We start from the raw sequence: 13,629 nt of genomic DNA, 5'->3' as shown, positions 1-13,629 counted from the left end.
ATCAAGTTGCTCTTGATCGTTGCAAGGAGTAGAGATATGATTTCGACAACGCTTACCCGCGAACCGGCGCGCCGGCGCGCCTATAGTCGTAACGCGCAATACCGGATTTTCCTTACGGCGCTTTTCATAACGGATGTGGCGGCGGTCAGCGCGGCATTCGCGCTGGCGTTCATTCTCCGCTTTCAGACCTTCTGGATCTGGTTCGCCGAAGACGCCGACCTGGGTCGCGAATCGCACATCGCGATTGCCGGCATCTTGTTGCCGGCGTGGCTGATGGTGTTTGTGCTCTCGGATCTGTACAATCCGCACTATCTTTTCAGCAGCACCCAGGAATACAAAAAGGCGTTTAATGCCTGCTCGGTGGCGTTTACAGTCGTCGTCGTCGTGACGTTTCTCATTCCGTACGTCCGCGTGTCGCGCGGGTGGATCGTGGCGGCTTGGCTTGCCGCCGTTGTGTTGGTGTTGCTCGGGCGTTTTCTGATGCGGCGCTTGTCGTATGTCTTGCGCGCGCGCCACTGGCTGACCGCGCGTACGTTGATCGTCGGCACGGATTCCGAGGCGCGCGCGGTCGCGCAACAATTGTTAAGCTGGCCCGGGTGCGGGGCGGACGTGATCGGGTTCGTGGATAACTTTTCCGTGCCAGGCACCAAGATCGAAGGCGACGTGCCGGTCGTCGGCGCGTTGGATCATTTGCCGGCGCTTGTCGAGAAGATGGAAATTGACGAACTGATCGTATCGCCCTCCGCCTTGGCGCGCGAAGATGTGCTGTGGATTTTTCAAACGTTTGGCACGTCGGGCGAAGTCGAGTTGCGTTTCTCGCCGGGCTTGTTCGAGATTTTTACCTCGGGCGTGAGCGTGAAAGAGATCGGCGCAGTGCCGTTGGTGAGTATGCGCAAGGTGCGCTTGGACGCGATCGAAAGCGCGGTGAAAGCGGTCAGCGATTACGGCATCGCGATCCTTGCGCTCATCTTGAATATCCCGTTGTTGGTGACGGTCGCTCTCTTGATCAAGTTCACATCGCCGGGTCCGATCTTTCACAAGCGACGTGTGTTGGGGCGCGGTGGCAAGGAATTCTACGCGCTCAAGTTCCGTACGATGTACATGAACGGCGACGAAATCTTGGCGCGTCATCCCGATCTCCAACGCGAGCTTGCGCAAAATCAGAAATTAAAAGACGATCCACGCATCACGCGTATCGGCAAATTCTTGCGTCGGTATAGCATTGACGAATCGCCGCAGTTGTTCAATGTTCTGATGGGGCAGATGAGCGTTGTGGGTCCGCGTATGATCGCGCCGACGGAAATGGAAAAGTACGGCAAGTGGCGAACGAATTTGCTCACCGTCAAACCAGGTATTACTGGCTTGTGGCAAATTAGTGGACGCAGCGATTTGTCCTATGCCGAACGCGTGCGTCTTGATATGTACTACATTCGGAACTATACGGCGTGGGCGGACATTCGCATCATTTGGCGCACCCTCTCGGTCGTGTTGAGCGGTAAAGGGGCGTACTAGTTCCTAGTGTTTGTTCACGTTTCATCGCAGAGAAAGAATTTTGGGACGCGGATTCACGCGGATTTTCGCGGATAAGAAACATATCCGCGTTCATCCGCGTTCATCCGCGTTCATCCGCGTCCAATAATTTGTTTGGTTTCGGCTTGTCCGAGTTAGGGATAATTACCGGGCTAGACGCCGTAAGCGGGGTGTGATAAAATGAGTTCAGGAGTGTGAGCACTCTCAGGGAAAAATAGGACGTATGGAATTAAAACGTTATCTGGTAGTCATTTGGAAATGGTCGTGGATGATCGTGCTGTCTGTGGGCTTGGCGGCGGGTTTGAGTTACCTTGCCACGTCACGCCAGTCGAGTATTTATCAAGCATCGGCGCGGTTGATCGTGGGTCAAGGCGTACAGAATCCGAATCCGAGTCCCCAAGATTTTGCGACTAGCGCCGCGCTCGCGTTGACGTACATCGAAATTGCCAAGACGACGCCGGTGATCAAAGGCACGATAGACACGCTCGGTTTGAAACTTTCGCCCGATACTCTACGTGAGCGCTTCCGCGCGAGTGTCGTGCCCGGCACGCAGTTGATCGAATTGCGGGTGGACGATACCGACCCGGCGCGCGCCCAGTTGTTGGCGAACGAGCTGGCGTACCAACTCACTCTGCAAGGACCCGCGGCGCAACAAGAACCCAAGCAACGCGATTTCATTCGCCAGCAAACCGAAGCCCTGCAAAAGAAAATCGAAGAAGAGCAAAAGCTCATCAACGAATTGCGCGTCTCGTTGCAAGCCAGTCCCGGCGCGCGCGATCTCGCGGCGAAACAACAGGAAATTACGACGCGTGAAGCCCAGGTTGGACAATGGCAACAAACGTACACCAACTTGGCGCAGTTGCTCGTGTCGCGTTCGCCCAACTATCTTTCGATTGTCGAACCCGCGCAATTGCCGGCGCGACCGTACGCGCCGAACTTGCTCGTGAACATCGTGCTTGCCGCCGTCATCGGGTTGGTCCTTTCGCTGGGCGCGACCGTGTTGGTCGAGTACCTCGACGATACGCTCAAACATGCTGACGATGTAGTCCGCTGGCTCAACTTGCCGATTCTCGGCTCGCTCGCGCGGATTGGCAACGGCAAAAACCCCTGGTGGTCGCAATTGCCGTTCATGCGCGCGCCCGCCGTGACCAAGGACGAGAACGCCGACGAATTCGGCAACGCGCCGGAACGGATTGATTTTTCTTCGGTGACCGGACCCTTGAGTGAAAAGTTGGTGACGATCCTCGCCACGCGTTCGTCCGACGCGGAAGCGTACCGCGTGCTGCGGACGAATATTCAATTTCACGGCGTGGACAAGCCGGTTCGCTCATTGATGATTACGAGCGCAGGTATCGGTGAAGGCAAGAGTGTCACCGCGGCGAATCTCGCCGCGACGTTGGCGCACGCCGGGATGCGCGTGATTTTAATTGACAGCGATCTGCGCCGTCCAAGCCAGCACCGTTTGTTTGGCTTTATGAACACGATGGGTCTGACCGACAGTTTGTTGACGCACGCGTCGCCGACCTATCATTTGCACGCGACCCCGCTCGACAATTTGCGCGTGCTGACGACCGGCGCGCTCCCGCCTAATCCGTCCGAGTTGCTCGGCTCGCAACGGATGCGGACGTTGAAGCAACAACTCGAATCCGAAGCCGATCTGTTGGTCTTTGATGCGCCGCCGTGCTTGCCCGTCACCGATCCAGCCGTGCTCGCGAATTTGGTGGACGGCGTCTTGATGGTGGTGGACGTGACGCACACGCGTCGCCACGAAGCGCAACGCGCCAAAGAAATTCTCACCCAAGTTGGCGCGCGTATCCTGGGTGTGGTGATCAATCGAGTTGCGTTTCCTAAAAATGATTACTATTACTACGAGTATGCGCCGTCCGGCGAAAAACGGCGCAAACGCCGCACCAAACCGGCGTCGAACCTCGCGCCCGGTCTGACGACCGGTAAGTAAAAACTTTCCCAGCGCTACGTGTGGTGGAGCGATCAGTTGTTCGGATCGCGACCTGCGGTACGTCATATCACAAAACATTTCTCGCATTACGTGCGTTGGAGTGACAATGTCCCAACCAGAGACTATTCGAAGGATTTGTCCGTACTTAGGTCTAATTGGTGATCCGGCATCTCACTATCGCGAACCGGACAATGCCCACGCGTGCTACTCGCCGAAATCGCCGGGCGCAGTAGAATTCGATTATCAAAAACGCGTTTGTTTTTCCGCCGAGTACGGTTCGTGCGCGCGTTTCACCGTGATCACCGCATCGTCCAGTGCGCCGTTGTCGCCTGTCCCAGCCCCCACGCGCGACCGGCGTCAACAATGGCTTTTGCTCGGTTTGTTGATTCTCGTTCCGCTAATCGCGCTCATCATCGTTGTCCTCGCGCTTCAACCGCGCGCCACTCCCCCCGAACTGTCCCTCGCGACGATTTTGCCGACGCGCACCGCGACTGCGCGCGTGACGGAAACTGCCGCGCCGACCGATACGCCGGTCGCGACGCGTCGCGTGGCGCCGACGCTCGCGCCCTTGGTCATTCCGACGCCGCCCTCGAACGGCACCTTGCTCACGCTGTCCGCGGACTCGAATCGCACGGGGTGGACGGCGACGAATGAACCCGCGCCGCGTTGGGGCGACCGGAATTTGCTGGTTGGCGCGTTGCAAAATCAAACGTATCTGGCGATCGCGCAATTTGACGTGGGCACGTTGCCGCCTGGCTCCCAGGTCTTGTATGCCGTCCTCGAATTGACCGGTCGTGATGGTACGCGGCTTGGCGCAACCGGCGATTGGCAAGTCGAGTTGGTGGACAGCGTGTTGGCAGAAAGTTGGCTCCAAGCGCCGTTCAATCAAATCGCGAACGCGCCCGCGCTTAGTCCGGTCGGGCAACCCTTGAACGCGGCGCAGTTGAACGTTGGGCAACCGAATCGCGTCGAGTTCAATCTCGCGCAACGTCAACTGCTTGAAAAACAATTAGACAATGGCACGCTCACTTTTCGTGTGCGCGGTCCGGCGAGCGGCGACAATATCTTTACCTGGGTCGCCGGCTCGGGCACGCCGACGTTGTATCTCGTCGCGATCCCCGGCGCGGTGACGATTGTGACGGCGACGCCGACGCCCGGTAATGTGCTGACCGCCGCGGCAGTTGCGGTGCGCGAGACCGAAGCCGCCATACGCGCGGGGACGCCGACGCGTTCGCGCGCGGTGGTGACCGCGACGCCTGAAGTGGGTGTCGCGTTCGTCACGCCGACGGGCACCCCGGTGAATGCCGCGACGGCGCTGTACCTCAGCCAATACGCGACCGCCGTCGCGTTGACGACGGGCACCTTCACGCCGATCCCGCCCAACGTGCGTCTCATCACCGCGACGCCCACGCCGTTGGTTCTCCCGGCGCTGCGGCTCTCCCCCGTGCCGACGAGCACACCGACGCTCGCCCCGCCGAACTTTGCTTTCGTAACCATCCCCAACGAGTTGCGCGGCAAAATCATCGCGATGTCGAATCGTTTTCCGATTACGCCCGCGGCGCAAATCACGCCGACCCCGGATACCCAGGCGTTGGGTCCCGCGCTCGATCGCACGACCTTCAACGCGAACGCGCCCATCGTGTTCGACCCGGCGACGGGCAACGTGTTGGGTCTGTTGACGAGCGAAGAGTACTATCAAGCCGCGATTTGGCGCGATGGATATTCGCCGGATCGCCGGTTCTTGGCGTATGTGGCGGGCGACGATGAGGATGTTCCACAGATTTGGCTCTACGACTTTTTGTACAGTTGGAAATTCCGAATCTCACGGATCCGGCGCATGCCCGCCAATCGGCTGGTCGGTCGCCTCGCCGCGCATTCGCCCACCTGGTCGCCCGACGGCAATTTCATCGCGTACGTGTCGAACGAGTTTGGCAACGACGATATTTTCATCTACGATATCGAAAACAAGATTACCAAGCAGATCACGTTTAGCGAATGGTGGTGGTACAAACATCCCTCGTGGTCGCCCGATGGCAAGAAAATCGTCTACTGGTCGAATCGCACAGGCATCCCACAAATCTGGGTGATGGATGTGAATGGCGAGAATCAAACGAACCTGAGCAACAGTCCCTACAACGAAATCAACCCAGTCTGGGTCAAGTAAAAGAGCGCAGGGCGAACGCGGAAGGATGAAAACACACCGGTCTTCATCCTTCCGTCTTTATCTCGCAACCTTTAATACATAGTTGGAGCGTATGAATCTTTCGATTGTCGTACCCTGTTATAACGAAGCGGATAACGTCGAAAAAATCCGCGACGAATTTTTTCCGGTCGTCGGCGCACTTGCCCAAACGCGTTCCGTCGAAGTGATCTTTGTGGACGACGGAAGCCGGGATGGAACCTGGGACGCGCTGACCGGCGCGTTCACGAATTTTCCCTTGCCGAATGTGACCGTGCGTTTTGAAAAACATCCGGTCAATCGCGGTTTGGGCGCGGCGATGCGAACCGGCTTTGCCGCCGCGCGCGGCGAGGTGATCGTCACGACCGACAGCGACGGGACGTACCAGTTCCAAACGATCCCCGATCTGCTCGCGTGCTTGACGCCGGGTGTGGACATGGTGACCGCGTCGCCGTACCATCCGCGCGGCGCAATCGTCGGCGTGCCGGCGTGGCGGCTCTTTTTCAGCCGCGGCTCTTCGCTGATGTATCGCCTCATCGCGGACTGGAACGTGAACACGTACACCTGTTTGTTCCGCGCGTATCGCCGCGAGGTGATCGAGCGCGTGCCGTTCGAGGCGAACGGATTTCTTGCCGGCACGGAACTGATGGTGAATGCGATGATGCTGGGCTATCGCGTCGCGGAATATCCCGCCGTGTTGCATTCGCGCATGCACGGCGTTTCGAAAGCGAAAATCACGCGCACGATTCTCGCGCACCTGGGTTATCAAGGGGAGGTGCTGTTGCGCCGATTGCATCTCAAACGGCGCGTCGCCCCGCGCGAGGCAGGCGCGACGCGATGAAAATTCTCTCGATTGTCGGCGCGCGACCGGAATTTGTGCAAGCCGCGCCGGTGAGCCGCGCGCTCCGCACCGCGCACCGCGAAATTCTCGTCCATACCGGTCAGCACTATGACTACCAAATGTCGCAAGCATTTTTTGACGAACTCGGTATTCCCGCGCCGGATTACAACCTCGAAGTCGGTTCGGGCGCGCAAGGCAAACAGACCGGCGAAATCATGGCGCGGCTCGAAGAGGTCGTGCTGAAGGAATTACCCGACCTGGTTTTGTTGCGCGGCGATACTAACTCGACGCTGGCGGGCGCGCTCATCGCCAGCAAATTGCACGTACCCGCCGCGCACATCGAAGCCGGCGAACGCAGTTTTGATCGGCGGATGCCGGAAGAAGTGAATCGCATCGTCGCGGACGCGCTCGCCGATTTGCACTTTTGCGTCAGCGAAAAAGGCGTGCGCCAACTGGCGGTGGAGGGCGTGACGCAGACCGCGCATTTCGTCGGCGATGTGATGCTCGACGCGATGATGCAGAATCGCGCGCTCGCGCACCGCCAAGCCGGCGATGTGTTATCGCGCGTGAATGTGACGCCGCACCAGTACGCGCTCGTCACCGTGCATCGCGCCGCGAACACGGACGACCCGGCGCGGCTCGCGAACATCGTCGCCGCGTTGAACGGCGCGCGCGAGCCGGTCGTGTTCCCCGCGCATCCGCGCACGCGCAAGGCGCTCGCGAACATCGGCGCGACGTTCGGCGCGCACGTGCGCGTGTGCGAGCCGGTCAGTTACTTTGAGATGATGGTGCTCGAAGAAAACGCGCGGCTCATCGCGACCGATTCCGGCGGCGTGCAACGCGAGGCGTACTTTTTCGGCGTACCGTGCATCACGCTGCGCGACGAGACCGAGTGGACCGAAACGGTTGCGGCTGGATGGAATCACCTGGTTGGCGTCGAACCGGCGCGCGTGCTCGACGCGTGGCGCAACGCGCAAACCCCGGCGGAACATCCACCACTCTTCGGCGACGGACACGCAGCGCAACAAATTCTCGCGGTGCTCGCGCGTGTTGATCTGCGCTACGGCATCGGCGACGGGCAACGACGCGTCAACAGTCCGATTCTCGCGTTGTTAAAGTAGCGAATAGCGAATGGCGGATGGCGAATGGCGGATGGCGGATTGCAAATTGCGAATTGCGAATTGCGAACCTGAAACCTGGATTCTGGATTCTGAATTCTGGCTTCTGACTTCCAACTTCTAATTTCCAACTTCTAGTCTCCAATTTCCAATTTCCAAACGAGGTATCCTTTGGCGATAGGCATTATTGGCGGTGGTATCATGGGCATCACGCTGGGTTATTTGCTCGCGCGGCGTGGTGTGCCCGTTGAGATATTCGAAGCGTCACCGGTGCTAGGTGGTCTGGCGGGACCGCTCGTGCTCGAAGATGGCACCGCCGTGGATCGCTTTTATCACGCGATTCTTTCGAGCGATAGTTCTTTGCGCGAGCTGAGTGACGATCTGGGTATCGCGGATCAATTGCGATTCCGCGAAACGCGGATGGGATTTTTTCATCAAGGCACGATTTACTCGATGAATAGCGTCGTCGAGTTTTTGCGCTTTCCACCGCTCGGCTGGGTGGATCGTTTTCGACTCGGCTTGAACATTGCGTACGCGCAAGTGATTCGCGATTGGCACGCGCTCGAAAGCGTCGGCGTCGAAGATTGGCTCGTTCAGTGGAGCGGACGCGGCACATACGAAAATATCTGGAAGCCGATGCTCAAAGCGAAATTCGACGGCGGTTTCGAGAACACGCCCGCGACGTACATCTGGGCGCGGATGGTGCGGACGCGTTCGACGCGCAGCGGCGCGAATCAAAAAGAAATGTCGGGGCATCTCATCGGCGGGTACGCGACGCTGATGCAAGCGATGGCGCAAAAAATTGAATCCGCCGGCGGCAAGATTCATTTGAAGACACCTGTGCAACAGGTTGTCCTCGAACAGAATCGCGCGCGCGGCATTCGCATCCGCGACACGGTGCGCGAGTTCGACGCGGTCGTCGTGACGATGCAAGCGCCGGTGTTTCGGCGCTTGATTCCAGACGCGCCCGCCGAGTATCACGATTTGCTCGGCAAGACCGACTACCTCGGCATCGTGTGTCCGTTGCTCGTGCTCGACAAACCGTTGACCGGGTATTGGACGCTCAACATTACGGACGACCGCGTGCCCTTCACCGGCGTCATCGAAACGACGGCGTACATTGATCCGAAATATGTCGGCGGCTATCATCTCGTTTATTTGCCCAAGTACACCGCGCCGGATAGCGACTGGCAAAAAAAATCGGACGAGGAGATTCGCGCGATCTGGTTGGAAAACTTACGCAAGATGTTTCCGACTTTCGATGTCCAGTCCATTCGTTATTTCCTCGTTCACCGCGAACGGTACGTCGAGCCGTTGCACGGATTAAACTCGGCGCATTTGATTCCGACGATTCAAACTCCAATCGCCAAGCTGTTTCTCGCGACGACCGCGCAAATTTATCCGGCGTTGACGAACGGCGAGTCGGTTACGCGCCACGCGCGGCAAGCGGCGCAAGTAATTTTGGCGAGCGAAACCTAGCCACACCGTTAAGCGACGGGCGCACAAACACTAATCGTTTGCATCCGAAGAGATGTGTCCCTGAGGGAGGGGAGAAAATATGATACACAACAATGTGATTCACAAACCAATTTTGCTCTATGTGTTTGTGATGATTACGCTAGCCAGTGTGATGATAACATTGGGATTGGCGCGACCGCGTCGCGTAGTCGCGCAGAGCGGCGGCGGAACGTTTACGCATACGAGTGTCGCCGATTTTAGCGCGGTCTGCGCTTTGCCGACGAACGTGAGTGTGAGTAGCGCGAACGGCGGCGAGTTGCGCTTGAACGCAACCGTCGAAGATTATTTCGACGGCGCGGCGATTGACGGGACGCGCTGGACTTTTGGCATCTCGAATCCGGCAGCGGGCAACACGAATTTGCCCGTCGTATCCGGCGGTCAAGTTACGCTGGACGGAAACTATATGCTGTCGCAAGCCAGGATCACCGCGATCCCGCGCGTGTACGAAACGCGTGCGCGTCTGATGCGAACGCCGAATACCTCCGGGCGTCCCGACCTGGGTTTTTATCGCGATCAACCGCCGTTGTACACTCCGGATTTCAATACGACCGCGATCCGTTTGTTCATTGGAGGCGACGCCGAACCGAACAATTTGATTGTGCGCGGGCGCAATGCAGTTGACACGCCGGTTGACATTGACATCCTCGACCCGGACAAGACCCAGTTCCATACGTTCCGCATCGAATGGGAGTCTGCCCAAACACGTTTTTACATTGACGATGTGTTGCAAGCGCCGATGACGATTGACACGACGGTGATCAATTCCTGGGTCTTTTTATATCATCAAGACCCCAGCGCGTACGGCGCGACTCCGCTCGATGTGGATTGGGTGCGCGGAGGACAATATCCGCCAAGTGGTTCGTACGTATCGTGCCCGTTGGATGCGAGCCAGGTCGTGGCTTGGACGACGGTCGCGATAACGGACACAATCCCATCCGGCACCGGGATTGCGTATCGCACGCGCACCTCGAATGACGGCAACACTTGGTCGGCGTGGTCTGCGCCAGTCTCCAACACGCTCACCAGTCCGAATGGTCGTTACTTGCAATATGCGGTAGACCTGACTTCGAGTGATGTGATGCGTTCACCCGAAGTGCAGCAAGTGAGCGTCACTTTTGCGCCGACCAGTGAGCCAACCAGCACTCCAACCGCGACGGCGACGAACACACCGACCAGTACGCCCACGAGCACCGCGACGGCGACGAACACGCCAACCAGTACACCCACGAGCACCGCGACCGCGACGGCGACGAACACGCCGACGAACACGCCGACGAGCACCGCCACCGCAACGTGGACGAACACTCCTGTGACTGCAACGGCGACCGCGACACGCACGCCCACGATCACGCGCACACCCACGATCACGCGCACGCCCACGCGCACGCGCACACCAACCCGTACTCGCACACCCACGCGTACTGCAACGGCAACGCGAACCGCCACCATCACGCGCACGCCGACTCAGGTAGCGGTTACCGCCACGCCAACCAACACACCAGCGCCCGGCACGCCGACCGCGACGGCGACGAACACGCCGATCCCGCCGACCGCGACGGCAACGCGTACGAACACGCCAATTCCGCCGACCGCAACCGCGACGCGTACCAACACTCCTATCGTGCCGACCGCGACACCTACACGTACCAACACTCCGCCGCCGAGTGGCAACTATGGTTTGCAGTTCGACGGTGTGAATGATCTCGCCGCGGCGAATCCAGTTAACAGTGTCGGTCCGCTCACGGTTGAATCCTGGGTGCGCCCAGGCGTTAACGGCGCAACGGGTTTGATCGTCGTCGCGGCGAATGACAACACGGGCTGGTCGCTCGAACTGACGAACGGCATGGCAACATTCTGGGTCGCGACAAACCTGGGTTGGCAATCGGTGCAACATCCAACTGCGTTGCCGGCGAACCAATGGTCTCACATCGCCGCGACGTACTCCGCCGGGTCTGTGCGCGTCTTTGTAAACGGTAACGCGTCCGCTGCCGCGACGGTCGGTACGTTGACGCAGGGACCCGCGTTGCGCTTTGGCGGCTTGACCGGGTATCCGTTTTTGAATGGTACGCTCGACGACGTTCGTATCTCCAATCTCGCGCGTTATACCGCGAACTTTGCGCCGCCCGCCGCACTCGCGCTCGATGGAAACACGATTGGATTATGGACGTTTAATGAAGGAGTTGGGCAGACAACCGCCGACGCGTCACCATCCGGCAACAACGCAACGCTGGGAGCGAATGCGTCGAGCGGTGCGGATGATCCAATTTGGAGCGCGGTGACACGATGAAACTCTTTCTCCACTCCAACACCTTCGCCAAAATCATAAATTGATCCGCGAATAACGCGAATCACGCGAATAAAAAACAAATTAGCGAAGATTCGCGGGATTCGCGGATGAAAGAATAAATTGGCGAAAGTAGTGTACTCGCGAGGTCTATGCAGATTTAACCGGCGCTGACGAGCGGCAAATCGGTCGCGTCTTGTACGCGAACATTTGGCTGGGTTAGCGGCAGACGGCTTTTTGGGAATTGGCTCAATGGCGAGTCTTGCCATGGACAACCCAACACTGATCGGCGGGTTGTTCAGTTCCTGGTGTGAAGGGAGGAAGACACATGAGTACGTTGCGTTTAGCCATTGGGAGCCGGTTTTTGCTCGCTGGTTTGGCATTCCTGGGTCTGCTCATTCTCGTACCGACCATTCAAGCGCAAAGCGCGGGCTACTCCTTACGGTTTTATGGACACGGCGTGGGTGACATTGACCGCATCAAGATTCGCATTGATCCCCAAGTGCCGGTGGATGTCGGCGCGACCGATTTCACGTTCGAGTTCTGGCTCAAGGCGAGTCCGGGCGAAAACACCGGCGCGGCGTATTGCAATGCGGACGACGGCTGGATCTATGGGAATATCATCTTTGATCGCGATGTGTACTTCGATGGCGACTATGGCGATTTCGGCATCGCGTTGAGCGGTGGCAGAATCGCGTTCGGCGTGAACAATGGATCGTCGGGCATAACGCTTTGCGGCGCGACGAATCTCGCCGATAGCGTGTGGCATCACGTCGCGCTAACGCGCAATCGCGTGACCGGCGAATTGCGCGCGTATGTAGATGGACGACTCGACGGTCAGGCGAACGGACCTACGGGCGATGTGAGTTATCGCGATGGACGCGCGACCAATTTCCCGAACAGCGATCCGTTCCTGGTCATCGCCGCAGAAAAACACGATTCCGGCGTCGAGTATCCCTCTTTTCGCGGCTGGTTGGACGAGGTTCGCATTTCCAACGCCATTCGCTACACCGCGAATTTTGCGCGACCGACGACATTCTTTGTAACCGACGCGAACACGATGGCGTTGTATCGCTTTGACGAAGGTCCGGCAGGGGCGTGCACCGGCGCGATTCTTGATGCCACGGGCGCGAGCAATGGTGTGTGCAATTACGGCGGCAGTGCGCCGGCAGGTCCGATTTATACAACCGATACACCATTTAATCCAACCGCGCCGATAGCAACGCCCACGAACACACCGGCTGTTCCTGCCACCGCGACTGCCACGACGATTGCCGCGCCAACGAATACGCCGACTAGAACCGCGACCAACACGGCGATACCTATCGCTACCGCGACGCGCACGAGTACGCCCACCGCGACGCAGACCAGTACGCCCACGCGCACGCCGACGGCAACCGGAACCGCGACCAACACGGCAATACCCGTTCCCACTGCGACGCGCACGAGTACGCCCACGTCGGGAACTGGGAATTATGCGCTCGCGTTCGATGGGGTGAACGACGTGCTAGTCGCGAGTCGTGTGATCGGCGCGAGCGCGTTGACGATTGAAGCGTGGGTACGACCCGCCATCAACAACGCGGATGGTCTTGTGATCGTCGGCAGTGATGACAATTTCGGATGGTCGCTCGAACTCAACAATGGGCGCGCGTCGTTCTGGGTCGCGACGAACCTGGGTTGGCAGCTCGCGCAGAATACGACGAGTTTGGTCGCGGGACAGTGGTATCACGTTGCCGCGACGTACTCCGCCGGCTCGGCGCGTGTGTTCGTGAACGGTGTCGGCTCGACCGCCCGGAGCGTCGGCACGTTGACCCAGGGACCCTGGTTGCAATTCGGGGGACTCATTGGGTATCCGTACTTCACTGGCGCGTTGGATGAGATACGCATTTCGAATGCGTTGCGCTACACGGCGAACTTTACGCCGCCGACCGCGCCATTTACGCCTGATGCAAACACGCTGGGCTTGTGGCAGTTCAACGAGGGCGCGGGACAAACCGCGCGCGATGCTTCCGCGTCCGGCAACGCCGCCACACTCGGTACGAGTACGAGTCCGGACAGCGCCGACCCGATTTGGATTTCCGGGTTCTAGAGAAATTTTGCGAAGGTTAAATCAACGCCTTCGCCAAAATCATTAATTTATCCGCGCATAACGCGAACCCTGGCACTTGTGTTCCCGCCAGGGCAAGTGTAACCCGAATGATT

General features: G+C 58.6%; 8 protein-coding genes. All 8 read left to right on the top strand.

Annotation, left to right across the window (positions count from 1 at the left end):
- Nucleotides 1-36: 36 nt before the first annotated feature.
- Nucleotides 37-1,512, top strand: a complete 1,476-nt coding sequence (locus HY868_09680) for a sugar transferase (protein ID MBI5302397.1) — start codon at nucleotides 37-39, stop codon at nucleotides 1,510-1,512.
- A 241-nt stretch (nucleotides 1,513-1,753) separates the two neighbouring features.
- Nucleotides 1,754-3,487 carry a polysaccharide biosynthesis tyrosine autokinase gene (locus HY868_09675; protein ID MBI5302396.1) on the top strand — a complete coding sequence of 578 codons (1,734 nt, stop codon included), beginning with the start codon at nucleotides 1,754-1,756 and terminating at the stop codon, nucleotides 3,485-3,487.
- Nucleotides 3,488-3,593: 106 nt separating this feature from the next.
- Complete coding sequence (locus HY868_09670) at nucleotides 3,594-5,651, top strand: PD40 domain-containing protein (protein ID MBI5302395.1); 2,058 nt, start codon at nucleotides 3,594-3,596, stop codon at nucleotides 5,649-5,651.
- A gap of 91 nt (nucleotides 5,652-5,742) precedes the next feature.
- On the top strand, nucleotides 5,743-6,507 hold the full coding sequence (locus tag HY868_09665; GenBank protein MBI5302394.1) for a glycosyltransferase family 2 protein: 765 nt from the start codon (nucleotides 5,743-5,745) through the stop codon (nucleotides 6,505-6,507).
- On the top strand, nucleotides 6,504-7,628 hold the full coding sequence (gene wecB, locus HY868_09660) for a UDP-N-acetylglucosamine 2-epimerase (non-hydrolyzing) (GenBank protein MBI5302393.1): 1,125 nt from the start codon (nucleotides 6,504-6,506) through the stop codon (nucleotides 7,626-7,628). Before HY868_09665 ends, wecB begins: the two co-directional genes overlap by 4 nt.
- 198 nt (nucleotides 7,629-7,826) lie before the next feature.
- The gene (locus HY868_09655) at nucleotides 7,827-9,104 is read left to right on the top strand and encodes an NAD(P)/FAD-dependent oxidoreductase (protein MBI5302392.1); all 1,278 of its coding nucleotides are present in this window, start codon (nucleotides 7,827-7,829) and stop codon (nucleotides 9,102-9,104) included.
- A 79-nt stretch (nucleotides 9,105-9,183) separates the two neighbouring features.
- The gene (locus HY868_09650; protein ID MBI5302391.1) at nucleotides 9,184-11,430 is read left to right on the top strand and encodes a family 16 glycosylhydrolase; all 2,247 of its coding nucleotides are present in this window, start codon (nucleotides 9,184-9,186) and stop codon (nucleotides 11,428-11,430) included.
- A 325-nt stretch (nucleotides 11,431-11,755) separates the two neighbouring features.
- Nucleotides 11,756-13,516, top strand: a complete 1,761-nt coding sequence (locus HY868_09645) for a LamG domain-containing protein (protein ID MBI5302390.1) — start codon at nucleotides 11,756-11,758, stop codon at nucleotides 13,514-13,516.
- Nucleotides 13,517-13,629 lie beyond the last annotated feature (113 nt).

The sequence above is a fragment of the Chloroflexota bacterium genome (assembly GCA_016219275.1).
Lineage (GTDB): Bacteria > Chloroflexota > Anaerolineae > UBA4142 > UBA4142 > JACRBM01.
This window is presented reverse-complemented; position numbering and strand designations above follow the sequence as displayed.